The following is an 18,871-nucleotide window of genomic DNA, read 5'->3' as shown; positions in this document are numbered from 1 at the left end:
CGCGGGCAAGCCCTGCTCCCACAGAGGATCGCATTTCAGAATTAGATGGGGAATGATCTAAAACAACCCCAACTGCCCGCCAATCAGCGTGCTGAAATCATCATCCACGAATGGCAGGATGGCCTCGGCGATAGGTTGTAGCTGGCGGGTGACGTAATGGTCGTAGTCGATAGGTGCATGCCTGACTTCCAGAGGCTCAGGCCCGGCAACGCTGATGACATAGCTGATCCAGCCGCCATTCTGATACTGCTTGGGACGACCCAGGCTTGCGTTGTGTTCGTCCGCAAGACGCGCTGCCCGGACATGAGGTGGCACGTTACGCTCATAATCATCCAGTCGACGTCTTAGCCGTTTGCGATAGATCAGCAAGTCATCCAGCTCGCCCGCCACGGTACGGCGCACATAGTCGCGCACATAGTCCTGATACGGCCGCCGATGGAAAATCCGCGAATACAACTCCTGCTGGAATTCCCGGGCCAGTGGCGACCAATCGGTGCGGACCGTTTCCAGTCCTTTGTAAATCATTTCATCGGAGCCATCCGCGCGCCTGACCAGCCCGGCATAGCGCTTCTTGCTGCCCTCTTCCGCACCGCGAATAGTCGGCATCAGGAACCGGCGAAAGTGCGTCTCGAACTGCAGCTCCAGCGCACTGGCCAGGCCGTATTCCTGCTGTAAATGCTCGCGCCACCACTGGTTGACCTGCTGCACCAGCGTACGGCCGATCCGGGTCGCGTCTTCTTCGCCGTGCAGGCTTTTGAGCCAGACGAAGGTGGAGTCGGTATCGCCGTAAATCACCGTATAACCCTGGGCTTCAATCAACTGCCGGGTGCGGCGCATGATCTCGTGGCCGCGCAAGGTGATCGATGACGCGAGCCGCGTATCAAAAAAGCGGCAGCCACTGGAACCGAGCACGCCATAAAAGGCGTTCATGATGATCTTCAAGGCCTGAGACAGCGGCTGATTGTTCTCCCGCTTGGCCGTCTCGCGCCCCTGCCAGACCCGCTCGACAATCGCGGGCAAGCAATGCCGGGTGCGAGAGAAGCGCCCGCCGCGAAAACCCGGTACAGAGTCTTCGTCCGAAGGATTGCGCAAGCCTTCGACCAGCCCCACCGGATCAATCAGGAAGGTGCGGATAATCGACGGGTAAAGGCTCTTGTAGTCCAGCACCAACACTGACTCATACAACCCCGGCTGCGAGTCCATGACAAATCCACCGGGACTGGCCTCGGGCATGCGCTCGCCAAGGTTGGGCGCCACAAAGCCCTGGCGATGCATCAACGGAATGTACAGATGACAGAACGCAGCCACCGAGCCGCCGCTGCGGTCAGCAGGCAACCCCGTGACCGAAGCGCGCTCCAGCAGGAAGGTCAGCAACTCGGTTTTGGCAAAGATGCGCGTCACCAGTTCGCAGTCTTTCAGGTTGTAGCGCGCCAGCGCAGGCTTGTCCTCGGCGAACATGCGGTTGATTTCATCCATGCGCTGGTAAGGCGTATCGATCGCCTTGCCCTCTCCGAGCAAGGTCTGGGCGACATTTTCCAGGCTGAACGACGGGAAGCTCCAGGTCGCCGAGCGCAGCGCCTCGATGCCGTCGATGATCAGACGCCCGCTGGCGTCGGCGAAAAAGTGATTGTTGCGTGATCCATGCTCGCGCCAACCCATGGCTTCCCCGCCCCGCCCAAGGCGCAGTGGCACTTGCAGTCGCTGAGCATGCTCGTGCAGCACCCGCAGGTCGAACTGCACCACATTCCAGCCAATGATCGCGTCCGGATCGTGAAGCTCAAGCCACTGGTTGAGACGCTCCAGCAGCAGCTTGCGGGTGTCGCAGTATTCAAGCGCGAAGTCGACGTCGCGGTCATCGCCATTGGCGGGGCCCAGCATGTAAACCTGACGCTGGCCGCAACCTTCCAGCGCGATGGAGTACAACTCGCCTTTTTCCGTGGTTTCGATATCCAGCGACGCAAGACGCAACTGGGGCCGGTAGTGTTCTGCAGGCCGGATCTGCGCCTCGCACAGCGTGCCATTACTGTCCGCAACACCGCTGAATTGCACGGGGGCGGTGATGAAACGCTCCATCAGATAGCGTTCAGGCGGGCGGATATCGGCCTCGTAGACATCCACCCCGCCTTTGCGCAGGGATTTTTCCAGGTTCATCAGTTGCCGGTGCTGCTGACAATAAACCCCAAGGACCGGGCGATGGCGGAAATCACACAGACTCAGCTCACGAAGCTCGACCCCTGACTCGCTGCGCAATACGGCTTCGGCACGAGCACGCTGTTCAGCAGGAATGAACGCCACCGAGGGTTGCACAGGCAAGCGAATGTGCCGGGGACCGTTATCGGTCGCCAGCCAGAATTCCACCTGCGTGCCTTCCGGCGTATCCCGCCAGTGTCGGCTCAGGATAAAGCCCTGCTGTACATCCACCACCGCAAACCTCAAAAACCTTCAGGAGCGTGATTCTACTTGGCATTGCCCGCTAGAGGGCGACTCATCTTCGTGACGGCGGCTACGACCAAAGAATCCACGCCTGAACGCTTGCCAATGTCAGGAGCTTGAGGCGATAAAGGCACCCTCCGCAATGGATTCATCTTCGCCACGGGACGTGACATGTCAGCAGACCAGCGCTTCAACCTGATTGCCGAACAGCTTGGTTACAGCTTTGATGGCGAGATCAAAATCGGCGGCAATTATGTGCCGCCGATTCGGCACAACGACGAGATTTACATCAGCGGGCAAATCCCGCGAGTTGGCGACACGGTAGTCGTCACCGGACGCGCTGGGGGCGATACCACTCTGGCTCAGGCGCAGGTGGCGGCGAAAGTCTGCGCGATGCGCGCCCTGGCCCTGCTGCAGCGCAGCGCGAGGTCACTGGACGGGATCAAGCGGTTGCTGCGCATGAACCTGTACGTGCAATGCGCCCAGGATTTCACTCAGCAAAGCGAAGTGGCCGACGCGGCTTCTGAGGTGCTGTTCTTCGTGCTGGGCGACGTCGGTGCGCACACTCGCACGTCGGTCGGGGTCTATCAGTTGCCGAAGAACGCCACCGTTGAACTTGACCTGATCGCAGTGGTGTAAGCCATGTCCAGTGCATTCATGATTGAACGTTTGCAGGGCCGGCACGCAGCGGCTTATCGAGATTTGATGCTGGACGCCTACACACGGCATCCCGAGGCATTCACCTCCTCCACAGAAGAGCGCGCTGCCCTGCCCTTGTCGTGGTGGGAAAACCGGCTCAATGCGGCAGAAGATGCCGGGCAAGTGGTGTTCGGCATCACTGACGGTGACGCCGTCCTGGGTGCGGTAGGGCTGACCTTCAGCAACCGGCAACGGGCGCGACACAAGGTTTTACTGTTCGGCATGTATGTGGTGGCCGGGCAGCAAGGCAAAGGTCTGGGCCAGTCACTGATCGATGCGGCATTGAGCTATGCGCGTCAGCGGCCACACACGTTGCTGGTACAACTGACTGTCAGTGAAAACAATGCTTCAGCACGCAAGCTTTACGAGCACAACGGATTCGCATCCTTCGGCCTGGAGCCGTTGGCCGTAGCGACCGCAACCGGATTTATTTCCAAGGTCCATATGTGGCGCGAATTGCGCGAGTCCTGACGCAGGCTGGCCGCCTTCAACTTGCGTGCATGGCCCCGCCACCGCGCGGGATTGGTACCTTCGGTCTTGCTGAACATATGAGAGAAATGCGCCTGATCGCAAAACCCGCATTCGGCGCTGATTTGCGTGAGGGTCATTGCCGACTCTTTGATCAGCTCCTTGGCCTGCTCGATGCGCTGGTTGCGAATCCATTCCTGGGGGGACATACCTGTGCTGCGCTTGAATGAGCGCGAGAAATGACTGCGCGTCAACTCGCAGGACGCTGCCAGAAAAGGCACAGAGACTTTCTTGCTCAGGTCAGCAGTGATGAGTTGTTTAACCAGTGCCAACCGGTCGGGAGAAAGACCGCCGGTGACCGGCTCATAAAGCCCGTCGTTGACGTCGTGCAGTGGGTTGTCCATGACGATAAAACCTTGCGAAATATCCTGGAGTCATCTTCGCAGTCGTCAGTTTTCTAACAACCCTCACGGGGGGAGCACAACAGCCATCAAGGTGCCTGATCAGGACAAAGCAGGCTGATATAACGCTATTGAGCAGCGTACACAGAACCTGTGGGAGATTCTTTGTTTGCCTGCAAGCATGATCTTGATCTTGATCTTGATCTTGTAGGACCGGCTTTAGCCGGGAGAGCGGTATTTCTGGCGAAGGATATTTAGCGAATGTCCCGACGTCCTCCCGGCTAAAGCGGAACGCCGCCCGGCCGGTCCTACGGAATAGCGCGGTCTATGTGGGAGCGAGGCTTGCCCGCGATGAGGGCGCCGCAGATATCGGGTCTATAGCATCCAGCCTTATCGCGGGCAAGTCCCATTAACCAAACTGCTGTCGATACTGACTCGGTGTCAAACCCAGCCTGTCGCTGAACAGTGAGCGCATGTAACGCACGCTGCCAAAGCCACTGCGGTGGGCGATTGTCTTGAGCGGCAGTACGGTGGTTTCCAGCAGGTTACGCGCCCGGTCCAGTCGAGCATTCTGGATGAACTCCATCGGCGTCATGTTCACTTCTCGGCTGAATACCCGAGCGAAATGTCGCGGGCTCATGGCTGCCATCGAAGCCATTCGCTCGATGCTGAACTCTTCGTCAAGGTGCTCGATGAGGTAGTTCTGTATCCGGGTGATCGGCGTTTCCTGCGTTGCAACAGTCGCCACCAGCGGGCTGAACTGCGCCTGACCGCCCTGCCGCTTCATAACCACAAGTAAAACCTTGGCGACATCCAGCGCGACTTTTCTGCCGTGATCTTCCGCTACGAGTGCCAGTGCGAGATCGATCCCTGCAGTGACCCCGCCAGAAGTCACCAGGCGGCGATCCTTGATGTAGATCTGGTCGGTGGTGACCTGAGCCGCCGGGAAACCCTTGATCAAGCGTTCGGTGTAATGCCAGTGAGTGGTAACGGTGTGACCGTCGAGCAAACCGGCTCTGCCCAGCAAAAAAGCGCCGGTGCAAATCGAACCGTAGAGGGTCGATTCCTGCGCCGCTTGCTGCAGCCAGGCCACCAGCGGTGGATGACTGTCGTTATAAGACCCCGGACCACCCGGTACCAACAGCAGATCGAAGGCTGTCGGTGCAGTTTCAACGCAGACGTCAGGGTGAACCGTGACGCCATTTGACGCGCGAATGGCCAACGCCTGGGTGCCCACAGTGGTCAACTGATAGTGTCTGGAGGGCTCGAGATAGCGGTTTGCAATAGAGAACACCTCCATCGGCCCGGCCATGTCGAGCAAAAGGAAGTCAGGAAACAAAACGATTGCAACGGTCTTCATGCTCTTACATCGCCCAAATCGAGTTCAACACCCTAAAGCAAAGGCCCGGGACCGCGGCTGCGTCGGTCCCGGGCCTTGACCCGTGCACATACTAACGTTTTGAGTGGCGCTTCGCCGCTATCGGCTGGCTCGCCAGTTTCAGACCTTTACGGCTCAGTCATCGAGGGTTTTAGGCGCACCTTTCGCTGGCTTGCCAGCCTTTTCCGCGCCGGGCTTGGCCTCAGGCACCGGTGCAACCGCTGCCGGGGCTGTGGCAGCCTTTTCTTCGGTGGGTAATTGATCAACCGTGGTGAACAGGTCTTTCACGGAAACAGGGCCAAGCTGGTCGAGTTTTTTCTCACCGTCCTTGCCCACCAGAACGACCTTGGTTCCCCTGCTCGCCCCCAGTTTCAGCTCCCGAATCAGCGCCATGGTTGCCTGAGGATCAAGGTCTTTACCGTCACGTTTGCCTATCATGGCAACCACCGTATAAAGCACCATGCCACGCTCCGCGAAACCCTTCTGGTTTTCCGGTTCCTTGAGCTCTTTTTGCAGGTTGACCAGCGTCGGGTCCAGTGTGCTCGGCGCGATAACAATCAATGGGCGCGACTTGCCGCGGTCCTGGTTCAGAGGGCTGTCGCTGTCAGCCGCGAGCAGAGGGCCCGCAGAGATAAGCAACGTGGCGAGGGTCAACGACCGGATAAACATAAATGGCTCCTTCAAACCTAGACAGGACACTAGTCGGGCTTTCGACGCGGTTTTAGATGTTTTGTTCTCATTGGGTATAGCTCAACAGCCGTCGCAACCCTTTTATTTAACGGGTGCGGACACCAGCTTCAGTCCGACAATGCCAGCCAGAATCAGCAAAAAACACAAAATCCGCAACACACTGCGATCTTCGCCCAGTACCAGCATGCCGTAAACCGCAGTGCCCAACGCACCGATTCCGACCCATACAGCATAAGCCGTACCGACCGGAATGGTGCGGGTCGCCACAGACAGCAGGTACATGCTCAGACAGATGAAAAAACCGCAGAACAGACTGGGCAACAGCCGGGTAAAACCATCGGTACGGGGCATTACCGCGGCATAGATGATTTCGCAGGCACCTGCGAATAACAGAAACATCCAGCTCATCGAACTTCCTCGGAATGGTTTTCTTTAGTTGGCGTCGGGACAAAATAGCGGTGCCAGAGCGGTTGGTGCAAGGTTTGGCGGTGCCGCGACCGGATCCAGACTGGTAGGACCGGCTTTAGCCGGGAGGACATTTTATCTGGCGATGAATAGGCGGCGGATGTACCGACCTTCTCCCGGCTAAAGCCGGTCCTACGGAGTGAACCCCGATTAAAGCACCAACTTCCCACAAGGTTTATCTGTATATCCATACAGATAAACCTTGCCGAAAACGTCCTTACTGCTCATGCTGTGCCCCCATCAAAACCCGTAAAAAACGATGGTACTCATGCGGCTGTTTCTGTGCGAAAAACCCTCCCAGGCCAAAGATATCGCCGCTGTACTAGGCGCGAGTCGACGTGGTGATGGCTGCTGGGTGGGGCCCAACGCTACGGTGACGTGGTGCATCGGCCATCTGCTGGAAACCGCGCCACCTGACAGTTACGACGCTCGCTACAAACGCTGGGTGCTGGATGACCTGCCCATCGTTCCGGAAAAATGGAAGATGCTGGTCAAGCCACGCACGGCCAGTCAGTTCAAAGCGGTCAAACGTCTGTTGGGCGAAGCCTCCGAACTGGTCATCGCCACCGATGCCGACCGCGAAGGCGAGATGATCGCCCGGGAGCTGGTGGACCATTGTCGTTATCGCGGACCGATACAACGCCTATGGCTCTCGGCGCTCGACGATGCCTCAATCCGCAAGGCCTTGAACGCCCTCAGGCCCGGCGCCGAAACCTTCAGCCTTTACCACTCGGCGCTGGGCCGTTCACGGGCAGACTGGCTGATCGGCATGAACATGAGCCGCCTGTTCACCCTCCTCGGCCGCCAATCCGGCTATCAAGGCGTATTGCCGGTGGGACGCGTACAAACCCCGACGCTGCGGCTGGTAGTGGATCGGGATCGCAGCATCGCCGATTTCGTGCCCGTGCCCTTCTGGGCTATCGATGTGCAACTGCTCCACGCTGACCAGCCCTTCACTGCTCAATGGCGTGCCGCTGCAGATGTCTGTGACGACCAGGATCGATGCCTGAACCAGACGACTGCGCAGCAAGCCGCTGAAACCATGCGCAAAGCGGCGACTGCCAAGCTTCTGAAGCTGCGAACCGAACGGGTACGTGAAGCCGCGCCGCTGCCTTTCGACCTCGGTACGTTGCAGGAGGTATGTTCGAAAAAATTGGGGCTCGGCGCACAGGAAACACTGGACGTTGCTCAAGCGCTGTATGAAACCCACAAGGTCATCACCTATCCGCGCAGCGACTGCGGTTACCTGCCAGTCAGCCAGCACAGCGATGCATCGAAGATCATTGCCGCACTGGGTCGCGCAGACCCGGCGCTGAACGAGCTGCTCAAATACCTTGATCCAGGTCGCCGCTCTCGGGCCTGGAACGACGCAAAAGTCAGCGCTCACCACGGCATCATCCCCACCGGCGCGGGCAAATCCCTCGATCAACTGACCGGCAAATACCGCGCAGTGTTTACCTTGATTCGGGCCCGTTACCTTGCGCAGTTTCTGCCCAACCATGAATACGATCGCACGCAGGCCGACTTCGACTGTGGCGGTGAAAAGCTCCGGGCGACCGGCAAGGTGATCGTCGAACCAGGCTGGAAGCGCGCATTGCCGGAAGCTCTGACGCCCCCAAAAGGTCGGGAAGCGCCCGCACCGCAAGCCTTGCCAAGGCTGACCGAGGGCAGCGATTACGCGGTCGACAACGTCACCCTCAAGGATCTCTGGACCCAGCCACCCAAGCCGCTCACAGAAGGTGACCTGATCAAGGCGATGAAGAATGTCGCCCGTCTGGTGGAAGACCCGCGCCTCAAACAGAAACTCAAGGACACTACCGGGATTGGCACAGAAGCAACACGTGCCGGCATCATTCAGGGCTTGCTGGATCGAGGTTATCTGAGCAAGAACGGCAAAGCCCTGGCGGCGACACCGGCCGCGTTCAGCCTGATCGACGCGGTGCCCCGCGCAATCGCCGATCCGGGCACTACAGCCATCTGGGAACAGGCGCTGGACATGGTCCAGGCTGGCGAGATGAGTCTCGAAGAGTTTGTCGCCCGGCAGGCCACCTGGATGAGCAAGCACATCAGCCGCTGTATGGGCATGCGCATGGTCATTACCGCATCTGCAAGTCCTGCCGGAGGCAAGCCGCCATGGAAAGGCAAACGCAAGACCGGCAAGCGCAAACCTGCGGGCACCAGTACCGCCAAGCCACGACGTGCAGCCAAAACTGCCAGCAAACCGTGATCGGGTATAGGATGCCAGCTGTAACCCACTCACTTGCAAGGAGTTGACGCTTAATTGATTCACCGGTTGAATGGCGATGCCTGCTCAGGTGCGCACAATCAGCCGCACCTCAATAATCAAGAGCAGCAACTCAGACAAGGAGGATATTGAGTCAACCCGGTTTGTCGGCCCGCTTAAACCGTGGTGTTGGCTTTTGCCCCACGGTATTCAACAAGACACTTGCCCGCCCTGCCGCCTTTTCGTGCAGGGAAACGCAGGGTCTCACTATTCAGATGCGCGTGAGCCCGACTGGCTCACCGGCATTTCTTCAAGGGAATTCAGAATGCCCCCAAGACAAGTAATCAACGCCTCGGTCAGTCCCAAGGGCAGCCTCGAAACACTGTCCCAGCGCGAAGTACAGCAACTCAGCGCCGCCGGTTCAGGCAGCATTTACACCCTCTTCCGCCAGTGCGCCCTGGCTATTCTCAACACCGGCGCGCATGTCGATAACGCCAAGACCATTCTTGAGGCCTACGAGAGTTTCGAAGTCCGCATTCACCAGCAGGATCGTGGTGTACGCCTTGAGCTCCTCAATGCGCCCGCCGATGCATTCGTCGACGGCGAAATGATCGCCAGCACTCGTGAAATGCTGTTCAGCGCCTTGCGCGACATCGTTTACACAGAGAGCGAGCTGGACAGCCAGCGCATTGATCTCGAAAGCTCCCAAGGCATCACCGACTACGTGTTTCATCTGCTACGCAACGCTCGCACGCTGCGTCCGGGTCTTGAACCGAAGATGGTGGTTTGCTGGGGCGGTCACTCGATCAACACCGAAGAGTACAAATACACCAAGAAAGTGGGTCATGAACTGGGCCTGCGTAGCCTGGACATCTGCACGGGGTGCGGTCCCGGCGTGATGAAAGGCCCGATGAAGGGCGCGACCATTGCCCACGCCAAACAGCGGATCAACGGAGGTCGATATCTGGGCCTGACCGAACCCGGCATCATCGCGGCAGAAGCGCCTAACCCGATCGTCAACGAGTTGGTGATCCTGCCCGATATTGAAAAACGCCTTGAAGCCTTCGTGCGCGTTGGCCACGGCATCATTATCTTCCCGGGTGGTGCGGGCACCGCAGAAGAGTTCCTTTACCTGCTGGGCATCCTCATGCACCCGGACAACCACGACCTGCCTTTCCCGGTGGTGCTGACCGGTCCGAAAAGCGCTGCGCCGTATCTGGAACAACTGCACGCGTTTGTAGGCGCGACCCTGGGCGAATCGGCTTACAAGCACTACCAGATCATCATCGACGACCCGGCTGAAGTGGCCAGGGAAATGACTGCCGGGCTCAAGACCGTCAAACAGTTCCGCCGTGACCGCAATGACGCGTTCCACTTCAACTGGCTGCTGAAAATCGACGAAGGCTTCCAGCATCCGTTTGATCCGACCCATGAAAACATGGCAGCCCTGCAGTTGAGCCGATCATTACCGCCGCATCAACTGGCGGCCAATCTGCGTCGTGCGTTCTCGGGGATTGTCGCCGGTAACGTCAAAGACAAAGGTATTCGTCTGATCGAGCAACATGGGCCATACGAAATCCATGGCGACAACGAAATCATGGAGCCGCTGGATCGACTGCTGCACGCGTTCGTCGAACAGCACCGCATGAAGCTGCCAGGTGGCGCGGCGTATGAGCCCTGCTATCGGGTGGTGACTTGAGGGCTGTTGTGAGTTATTGATTGATCGTACTGCGGCTATTCGTTTAGCTGAAATACGACTCCAAAGTTAAACCTCAGCGCCTGCATCGTCGGAGTGCCGCCCAGACCAAGCCTCGCTCCCACAGGGATCATGCTCTCTGTAGGAGCCGAGCTTGCTCGCGAAGAACGATAACGCGGAGTGTCTGTTGGACCGAGGCGTCTGCATCGTCGGAGTGCCGCCCAGACCAAGCCTCCCACATGAGATTGCATACCCTGTGGGAGCGTGGCTTGGTCTGGGCGGCACTCCGACGATACATTCACCGCAAAATTAACCGGAATGCCAGATATAACCGCTCAGCTACATACCTCTTCAAGCGTCAACGTCATTGGCAACACCTCAGCCTTCAGGCCGCGTCCTCCCACCCCAGTACACGACGCCAGCGTCTTGCATACCCCCAACACAATCGCATCGATCTCCTGCTCATTGACGGTCAACGGCGGTAACAGACGAATCGTCTTGCCCCGCGTGACGTTAAGCAGCAGGCCATGCTCGTGTGCGGCAATCGCTGCCAGATTTGCCAATGGCCGGGTCAACTCGACGCCCACCATCAAGCCCCTGCCACGAATATCCAGAACATCCGGGTGTTCACTCAGGGCGGCGCGCAATCCGGCCAGCAACCGTTCGCCCTGCAACCGGGCGTTATCCAGCAGGCACTGATCCTTGAGAATATCCACAACTGTACAGCCAACCCGGCAGGCCAGCGGGTTGCCGCCGAACGTGCTGCCATGGCTGCCCGGCGTGAACAGCTCAGCCGCTTTGCCTCGCGCCAGGCAGGCACCGATGGGGATGCCATTGCCCAGGCCTTTGGCCAATGTCATCACGTCCGGGACAATGCCTTCATGCTGGAACGCGAACCACTGCCCGGTGCGGCCCATACCGGTTTGAATTTCATCCAGCATCAGCAACCACGCGCGCCGACTGCACAATTCACGCAAGGCCTTCAGATAACCCGGCGGAGCCAGTTGCACGCCACTTTCGCCCTGAATAGGCTCCAGCAAGATGGCCGTGATGCGATGGCCATAGGTCTTGCATATCTTGTCCAGTGCGGCGAGATCGCCAAATGGCACTTTGATGAAATCACCCGGTAACGAGTTGAAACCCAACCGCACGGCAGGACCGTCGCTGGCAGACAAGGTCCCCAGCGTCCGACCGTGGAATGCATTGTCCATCACGACCACCAGCGGCTTTTCAATGCCTTTGTGCCAGGCATACAGCCGAGCCAGCTTCAACGCCGTCTCGTTGGCTTCCGCGCCGGAATTATTGAAAAACGCCCGGTCCATGCCCGCCAGCCCGGTCAACTTCCGAGCGAGCTCCTGCTGCCACTGAATGCTGTACAGGTTAGAAGTGTGCATCAGCAAGCCTGCCTGCTCACTGATCGCCGCCACCAGCCGGGGGTGCGAATGACCGACGTTGGTAACAGCAACACCCGCCACCGCATCCAGATACTCGCGACCTGCCTCATCCCACAGGCGAGTGCCAAGGCCGCGAGTGAAACTTAGCGTCAACGGAAGGTAGGTGCTCATCAGGCAAGTGGCGGTCATGTTCGAAACTCCATCTCAGGCGTGTTTTTTTCCAGTATCGTTAGCAACCTGAGCTGGATAAACGGCGATTTCCTTCAATGATTTAAAAGTAAGGCTTGATAATGGACTTACTCCAGGCAATGTCGGTGTTTGTCAAAGTGGTGGAAACCGGCAGCATGACGGCTGCTGCACTTGAGTGCGGTATGTCGACCACCATGGTGGGCAACCATTTGCGCGGGCTCGAACAACGACTGGGGGTCAGCCTGCTCAAACGCACCACGCGTCGCCAGGGTCTGACCGAGTTTGGCGCTACGTACTACCAGCGTTGTGTGGATGTTCTGGCGCTGGTTGCCGATTCGGAGCAATTGGCAGCGCAATCCCAGGACATCCCTCAAGGGACGTTGCGGATTACTGCACCGTTTACATTTGGCTCGGAAAGCCTCGCCCCGGCGCTGAGCGAATTCATCCGCCGCTACCCGCAAATCAAGCTGGATATTGTGTGGAGCAACGAGCGCATGGATTTGATCGGTCAGGGGTTCGACGCGGCGATTCGTCTGGGCCAGATTCATAGCTCAAGCCTGATTGCCAGGCCCTTGCAGGATTACACCCTGACCCTGTGCGCAGCACCGTCGTATCTGCAACGTCGCGGCACACCCGTCGAGCCTATGGATTTGCAACAGCATGATTGTCTGGCGTTTGCCTACCCGGCCGGAGATGACTGGAGTTCAGTCGAAAAACACTGGCGGCTGACGGGGGCTGAAGGCGAAATATTAGTGCCGGTCAGCGGCCCGATCACCATGAACACCTCTGCAGGACTGCACAAAGCTGCACGCGCCGGAGCCGGGATCGTGATGATGCCTGACGCGCTGGTTCAGGAGGATCTGGAAAACGGCAAGCTGATCGCCCTGCTACCTGACTACCAACTTCCATGCCGCCCCATGCACCTGCTTTACGCCCAGGATCGCTACCGCTCGCCGAAGCTACGCAGTTTTGTCGACTATGTCGTGGAGTTGTGGGGTCGGCCTGTTTGACAGTTGTCGCCAAGTCGCCCGCGTCCATGGCACCGCGCTGTCTCGCGGCAACCAAGGACCCTGTAGGAGTGAGCTTGCTCGCGATAGCGTCGGTTCAGGCGATAAATTCGTCGACCAAAAAACCGAATCGCGAGCAAGCTCACTCCTACAGGTCCAGCATCTGCCTGAACATCGCTAGATCGCACAGCATATGAAAATCTGTAGGAGCGCACGAGCAAGGCGAGGCCGCGATGGCGGTGTGTCAGGCAGACCGTCATCGCGGGCCTCGTAACTTCTGTGAGCTGCAGGCCGACTATTTAATTAACCCCTACCGCGCCGCATCCCCCCATCGATACTCATGGGTAATCTCATCAAGCTGCGTCTTCAATGACTCATCCAGCACAAAGTCTGCCGCAGCCAGGGTGTCATCCAGTTGCTCCGGACGACTCGCACCGATGATTGCCGAGGTGATCACCGGATTGGCCAGCACCCATGCAACGGAGGTGGTAGTCATGGGCTTGCCCGCCTCATTGAGCAAAACCTTGAGCCGCTCGATACTCTGAAACTCACGCTCATGCCAGTAGCGCTGCTGATATATCTCCCCCGCCTCGCCCACACTCGCCGTAAAACGGCCATCGCTGGGCGTACTTTCCAGCGCATGCTTGCCGGTCAGCAAACCGCCGGCCAGCGGGTTGTAGGGAATGACCGCCAGCCCTTCTTCTTTGGCCAGAGGCAACAACTCGCGCTCGATCTGGCGGAACAACAGGTTGTAGCGCGGCTGAATGGAAACGAAGCGGGTCAGCCTAAGGTAGTCCGCCCTTCCCAGCATTCGCGCCATTCGATAAGCCAGGAAGTTCGACACCCCGATATAACGCGCCTTGCCATGCTTGACGATGATGTCCAGCGCCTCAAGGGTTTCATCCAGCGGGGTCAGCGGGTCATCCATGTGCAATTGATAAATATCGACGTAGTCGGTGTTCAATCGTTTGAGCGAAGCTTCAATGGCATCGAGCAGATGCTTGCGTGAATTACCCTGATTCCAGGCCGCGGGTCCCATGGGGCCACTGGCCTTGGTGGCGAGGATGAAGCGGTCACGTTTACCTTTGAGCCAGCTGCCAACCACTTCCTCCGTTCGCCCCACTGCATCGAATTTGGCACCGAGTGGGTAAACGTCCGCCGTGTCGATGAAGTTCACCCCGGCATCCGTGGCGTGATCAATGATCCGGTGTGAAACCTGAGCGTCAGTCTGCAAGCCAAAGGTCATGGTCCCCAGACACAGCCGGGAAACGCTGAGGCCTGTCCGGCCGAATTGACGATATTGCATGCTGCTTCTCCTTCGGGCTTCGAAAACTCAAGCCCCTGAGGATAGCCGTGCAATATGCTGCTGTGGGGACCGCTCATCAAGCTTGCCTGATCGATGCCTTTTCAGTGCCGAAAAGCCCCGTCAGCCCTGAGGATAAGAAAAGTTCCAAGTATTCAAGACAAATTATTTCCTGGTTTGAAATTGCACTGCTACGCTTTTTCCTGACCCTCAATCAGGGAAATCCCCAGTAAAGATGGGGAATGAACATCCCCTAACATCAGACAAGCACGCCGATACACCCTCCCACGAAGCTGGCTTTGTCAAATCGTCTGACGATTGACGCCATTAATGTGACTAAAGTCTCAGTCGTGTTTGCAGATAACACAGTATTCGCCATTCTCCTTACTGAGTCGTTCAAGGATCGAACCATGATGCAGAGCCAAACCGGTAGTTCTCCTGTTCAAGGCCGCCAAACGCTCTTCCTGTGGTTTCCACTGGTGCCTGCTGCTGCAGGATGTGCCGCGCTGTTGCTGTCGGCCTCTACCCAATTGAACATGGGTCTGAGTGCCGCCGTACTGGCTGTCGGTGTTGCCACGGGGTTGTTCGCGGCGGCCAGTCAAAACCGGAAACTGCAGGCCATTGCCATCGCTGCGGGCTTGCAACAACAGCAAACTGCCAATAGCGCATCGCTGAAATCCAGCGCGCAGATCAATGAAGTCCTGCTGGGCGCGATGCCCATCTGGGCCAAGCAAGTCGAAAGCTCACGGGAGCAGACCGAAACCGCCATCGTCACCCTGACCGGGCGCTTCACGGGCATCTCTTCGCGGCTGCAGGAAACGGTTCATGCGTCGCAACATGCGGCGGGTGATCTTGGCGGTCAAAGTGGCGATGGTGCGCTGCAAGTACTCGCGCAAAGCGACAGCGATCTGGTGCAGGTCATCGATTCTCTCAAGGCCACGCAGACCAGCCGTGACGAAACCCTGGCTCAGGTTCGCAACCTCACGGCTTACACCGGTGAATTGCGCACAATGGCCGCCGACGTCGCAGCCATCGCCGCACAAACCAACCTGCTGGCACTCAACGCAGCCATTGAAGCGGCCCGCGCGGGCGAAGCCGGGCGCGGTTTTGCGGTGGTCGCCGACGCCGTGCGCAGCCTATCGAGCAAGTCAAGTGAGACCGGTCAGCAGATGTCCGCCAAGGTCGACATCATCAACAGCGCCATCAACCAACTGGTGCAGGCCGCTTCCAGTGGCGCGGACCAGGACAGCAACTCGGTAGCGAACTCCGAGAACACTATTCAGCGAGTACTGGAGCGCTTCAAGAGCGTGACCGAGCGCCTCGCCGAGTCCGCCGAAATGCTTCAACAGGAAAGCTTCGGTATCCGTGACGAAATGACTGAAGTACTGGTCAGCCTGCAATTTCAGGATCGGGTCAGCCAGATACTGGTTCATGTGCGCGACAACATTGACGACCTGCACGCCCATCTGCAGCAGGCGACGCAGGCACCTGACCAGGCCGTGGCGATTGATGCACGCAGCTGGCTCGCGCGTATGGAAGCGACCTACGCCACCGACGAGCAGCGCAATACGCACCACGGCAGCAGCGCCGGACAACAGAATTCACAAGAAATAACCTTTTTTTAGGAGAGCCACATGGCTAAAAACATACTGGTCGTCGACGACTCCAGCAGCGTTCGACAAGTGGTCGGCATCGCCCTGAAAAGCGCAGGTTATGACGTTATCGAAGCAAGCGATGGCCGTGACGCCCTGAGCAAGCTCACCGGGCAGAAAGTGCACCTGATCATCAGCGACGTGAACATGCCGAACATGGATGGCATCACCTTCGTCAAAGAGGTCAAGAAGCTGCCGAACTACAAGTTCACCCCGATCATCATGCTGACCACCGAATCTCAGGAATCGAAAAAAATGGAAGGCCAGGCAGCAGGCGCAAAAGCCTGGGTGGTCAAGCCGTTCCAGCCAGCGCAAATGCTCGCAGCTGTTTCGAAACTGATTCTGCCCTGATTGCCTGCTACTTGATGCCTGATACCAGGAGGTTGTGATGCCGCTTGCATGTGAAATTCTCAATGACACGGCACACGTGAACATCGACGGTGAGCTGACGATTTACACCGCCTCGGATTTGTCCGCTCAGTTGCTTCCGCGACTGGGCGCAACGCCGCAGATGCAGATCGATCTTTCGCAGATCACCGAAATGGACGGCGCAGGCTTGCAACTGCTGATCATGGTTACCCGCGAGGCCTCGAAGGCCGGGACGGCACTGACCCTGACCGGGCATAGCAATGCGGTACTGGAAACCCTGCAACTGAGTGGTCTGGGCCCGTCGGTTTGACTACCGACTCGCCCGGCTGCTGCAGCTGACATCACCAAAGGGAACTGAGCGTGAGCATTAATCTCGACCAGGCATTACAAACGTTCATCGTCGAGGCTCGCGAGCTGTTGGAGGCGATGGAAGAGTCATTGCTGCAACTGGAAAGCGAACCCGGCGATGCCGACGCGATTGGCGCCATCTTCCGGGCAGCGCACACCATCAAAGGCTCGGCGGGTCTGTTCGGGCTCGACCCGATTGTCAGCTTTACGCACATCGTCGAGGACGTGCTGGACCGACTGCGCGAAGGCAGTGTTTCAGCCGACGCAGGCCTGATTGCGGTGCTGCTGAAATCCGGCGATCACATGCTCGAACTGATTGATGTCGTCGCCAGTCAGGGCGGCCAGCTGCAAGCTCCGGCACTGGCTCGTGAAGCCGAACTGCGTAAAAGCCTGCAGGCTTATCAGGCCCCTGCGAATGTCAGCAACGATGAGTTGGAAGTCATCCCGGACGCAGAAGTCCAAGCCGAACAGACCAATGCCGTGCTTTGGCATATTTCCCTGCGCTTCGGTCAAGACGTGTTTCGCAATGGCATGGACCCTTTGTCGTTCCTGCGTTTTCTGAACACGCTGGGCGAGATCGTCACGGTACAGACACTGACCGACAATTTGCCAGCACTCGAAGCCTGGGATGCAGAGTCTTGCTATCTGGGCTTCGAAATCGACTTCTATTCCAGTGCGACCCACGCCGCCATTAACGAAGTTTTTGATTTCGTGCGCGAAGACTGTCTCGTTGAAATCACCAAAGCCGACACTGAGAGTCAGCAGGACTGCTCGGGCACTGAACTGATGTCTCAGGCATCAACCATCGCCGATCAAGGCACCGGCATGGTTGCCATGGGCGAGTTGCTGGAAGATCAGCGCTCGGTGCCACGCGTACCGGCCAACGTCTCCAGTGAAAAACAGCTTGCCAGCGACAAGCCCGCCGAGAGCAAAGGCAAAGATGGCCGCTACGTCCGGGTCAACGCCGACAAACTCGACGAACTGATCAATCTGGTCGGCGAACTGGTGATCGCCAGTGCGGGTGCCACCCTGATCGCCCGTACGTGCGACAACGACCCATTGCAAGAGTCCACCTCGACAGTTTCCGGGCTGGTAGAAGAAATTCTCGACGGAGCGTTGCGTCTACGGATGATCCCCATTGGCGACACATTCAACCGGTTCCGCCGTGTTGTGCGGGATGTCAGCCAGGAACTGGGCAAAGACATCGACCTGATCATCAGCGGTGCCGAAACTGAACTGGACAAAACCGTTGTCGAGAAAATCGGCGATCCGCTTATGCACCTGCTGCGAAACTCCATGGATCATGGCATTGAAAGTGCCGAGGCGCGTCTTGCCGCCGGTAAGCCTGCCAAGGGCCATCTGCACCTCAATGCCTACCATGACTCGGGCAGCATCGTCCTGGAAATCGCCGACGATGGCGCCGGACTGAATCGCGACCGGATTCTGGAAAAAGCCCAGGAACGCGGCCTGATAGCCCCCGGCGCGACGCTGACCGATCAGGAAATCTACAACCTGATTTTCGAACCGGGCTTCTCCACCGCCCAAGCGGTCACCAACCTTTCAGGGCGTGGCGTCGGCATGGACGTGGTCAAGCGCAACATTACCCTGCTGCGCGGCACGGTCGATCTGGACAGTAAACCGGGGCAAGGCACCGTCATACGCATTCGTTTGCCGCTGACGCTGGCCATTATCAACGGCTTCCTCGTCGGTATCGGTCAATCCACCTACGTGATCCCGCTGGACATGGTCCAGGAGTGCATCGAACTCAGCGAGGACGACCGTCAGATCAGCCGCGAACAGGGTTATCTGGACCTGCGCGGTGAAGTGCTGCCACTGGTGTATCTGCGTGACCACTTCCACCACGACGGCCCTGCCGCTCGCCGCCAGAATGTGGTGGTGGTGCGTTATGCCGATCACAAGGCCGGACTGGTCGTAGACGACCTGTTGGGTGAATTCCAGACCGTGATCAAACCGTTGGGCAAGCTGTTCGGCGCACTGCGCGGCATCAGCGGCTCAACCATTCTGGGCAGCGGCGCCGTCGCATTGATTCTCGATGTTCCTGCTTTGCTCAGCCAGATCGTACACCTCGAAACACGCCACACCGCTAATCCAGCCCAATCGCCAGCCACTGCCCGTTGATGCATCCGCATTTCCA

The 18,871-nt window shown here is 58.2% G+C and carries 16 protein-coding genes; 9 read left to right on the top strand and 7 right to left on the bottom strand.

Translation table 11 applies throughout. From position 1 onward, the window contains the following. Window positions 1-57: 57 nt before the first annotated feature. Entirely contained in the window at window positions 58-2,421 is a 2,364-nt protein-coding gene (locus AO242_RS14930) for a DNA polymerase II (protein WP_099269341.1), read from the bottom strand. A 183-nt stretch (window positions 2,422-2,604) separates the two neighbouring features. On the opposite strand from AO242_RS14930, the gene AO242_RS14925 reads away from it, so the two are divergent. Together AO242_RS14925 and AO242_RS14920 are read left to right on the top strand one after the other, a co-directional pair. Continuing rightward, window positions 2,605-3,072 carry a RidA family protein gene (locus AO242_RS14925; protein WP_099269322.1) on the top strand — a complete coding sequence of 156 codons (468 nt, stop codon included), beginning with the start codon at window positions 2,605-2,607 and terminating at the stop codon, window positions 3,070-3,072. Window positions 3,073-3,075: 3 nt separating this feature from the next. Further along, entirely contained in the window at window positions 3,076-3,603 is a 528-nt protein-coding gene (locus AO242_RS14920) for a GNAT family N-acetyltransferase (RefSeq protein WP_257153441.1), read from the top strand. Here the strand turns inward: AO242_RS14920 and AO242_RS14915 are convergent. The 4 genes from AO242_RS14915 to AO242_RS14900 form a co-directional block, all read right to left on the bottom strand. Continuing rightward, window positions 3,495-4,004 carry a helix-turn-helix domain-containing protein gene (locus tag AO242_RS14915; protein ID WP_099269321.1) on the bottom strand — a complete coding sequence of 170 codons (510 nt, stop codon included), beginning with the start codon at window positions 4,002-4,004 and terminating at the stop codon, window positions 3,495-3,497. The genes AO242_RS14920 and AO242_RS14915 overlap by 109 nt on opposite strands. Window positions 4,005-4,410: 406 nt before the next feature. Further along, complete coding sequence (locus AO242_RS14910; protein ID WP_099269320.1) at window positions 4,411-5,361, bottom strand: GlxA family transcriptional regulator; 951 nt, start codon at window positions 5,359-5,361, stop codon at window positions 4,411-4,413. 153 nt (window positions 5,362-5,514) lie between these two features. Beyond that, window positions 5,515-6,048, bottom strand: coding sequence for a DUF4174 domain-containing protein (locus AO242_RS14905; protein WP_099269319.1), 534 nt, complete (start codon window positions 6,046-6,048; stop codon window positions 5,515-5,517). A 102-nt stretch (window positions 6,049-6,150) separates the two neighbouring features. After that, complete coding sequence (locus AO242_RS14900; protein ID WP_027902743.1) at window positions 6,151-6,477, bottom strand: DMT family transporter; 327 nt, start codon at window positions 6,475-6,477, stop codon at window positions 6,151-6,153. A gap of 325 nt (window positions 6,478-6,802) precedes the next feature. Here AO242_RS14900 and AO242_RS14895 point away from each other — a divergent pair, with 325 nt between their 5' ends. Both AO242_RS14895 and ppnN read left to right on the top strand, forming a co-directional pair. Beyond that, window positions 6,803-8,761 carry a DNA topoisomerase III gene (locus AO242_RS14895; RefSeq protein ID WP_099269318.1) on the top strand — a complete coding sequence of 653 codons (1,959 nt, stop codon included), beginning with the start codon at window positions 6,803-6,805 and terminating at the stop codon, window positions 8,759-8,761. Window positions 8,762-9,083: 322 nt separating this feature from the next. Further along, complete coding sequence (gene ppnN, locus AO242_RS14890; RefSeq protein ID WP_027898418.1) at window positions 9,084-10,457, top strand: nucleotide 5'-monophosphate nucleosidase PpnN; 1,374 nt, start codon at window positions 9,084-9,086, stop codon at window positions 10,455-10,457. A 332-nt stretch (window positions 10,458-10,789) separates the two neighbouring features. On the opposite strand, the gene AO242_RS14885 is transcribed toward ppnN, so the two are convergent. Next, the gene (locus AO242_RS14885) at window positions 10,790-12,037 is read right to left on the bottom strand and encodes an aspartate aminotransferase family protein (protein ID WP_099269317.1); all 1,248 of its coding nucleotides are present in this window, start codon (window positions 12,035-12,037) and stop codon (window positions 10,790-10,792) included. A gap of 101 nt (window positions 12,038-12,138) precedes the next feature. On the opposite strand from AO242_RS14885, the gene AO242_RS14880 reads away from it, so the two are divergent. Further along, complete coding sequence (locus AO242_RS14880; protein WP_099269316.1) at window positions 12,139-13,047, top strand: LysR family transcriptional regulator; 909 nt, start codon at window positions 12,139-12,141, stop codon at window positions 13,045-13,047. Between the two features lie 307 nt (window positions 13,048-13,354). Here the strand turns inward: AO242_RS14880 and AO242_RS14875 are convergent, their stop codons facing one another. Further along, complete coding sequence (locus AO242_RS14875; RefSeq protein WP_099269315.1) at window positions 13,355-14,350, bottom strand: aldo/keto reductase; 996 nt, start codon at window positions 14,348-14,350, stop codon at window positions 13,355-13,357. A 407-nt stretch (window positions 14,351-14,757) separates the two neighbouring features. Here AO242_RS14875 and AO242_RS14870 point away from each other — a divergent pair, with 407 nt between their 5' ends. The 4 genes from AO242_RS14870 to AO242_RS14855 are packed head-to-tail and all read left to right on the top strand — an operon-like array spanning window position 14,758 to window position 18,855. Then, window positions 14,758-15,972, top strand: coding sequence for a methyl-accepting chemotaxis protein (locus AO242_RS14870; RefSeq protein WP_099269314.1), 1,215 nt, complete (start codon window positions 14,758-14,760; stop codon window positions 15,970-15,972). Window positions 15,973-15,981: 9 nt separating this feature from the next. Further along, the gene (locus AO242_RS14865) at window positions 15,982-16,350 is read left to right on the top strand and encodes a response regulator (protein WP_027902808.1); all 369 of its coding nucleotides are present in this window, start codon (window positions 15,982-15,984) and stop codon (window positions 16,348-16,350) included. A gap of 37 nt (window positions 16,351-16,387) precedes the next feature. Next, the gene (locus tag AO242_RS14860; protein ID WP_099269313.1) at window positions 16,388-16,678 is read left to right on the top strand and encodes an STAS domain-containing protein; all 291 of its coding nucleotides are present in this window, start codon (window positions 16,388-16,390) and stop codon (window positions 16,676-16,678) included. Window positions 16,679-16,728: 50 nt separating this feature from the next. Further along, window positions 16,729-18,855 carry a chemotaxis protein CheA gene (locus AO242_RS14855; RefSeq protein WP_099269312.1) on the top strand — a complete coding sequence of 709 codons (2,127 nt, stop codon included), beginning with the start codon at window positions 16,729-16,731 and terminating at the stop codon, window positions 18,853-18,855. The last annotated feature ends 16 nt before the right edge of the window (window positions 18,856-18,871 follow it).

This window comes from Pseudomonas sp. ICMP 561 (assembly GCF_002699985.1).
In the GTDB taxonomy this organism is placed as follows: Bacteria; Pseudomonadota; Gammaproteobacteria; order Pseudomonadales; family Pseudomonadaceae; genus Aquipseudomonas; species Aquipseudomonas quasicaspiana.
This window is presented reverse-complemented; position numbering and strand designations above follow the sequence as displayed.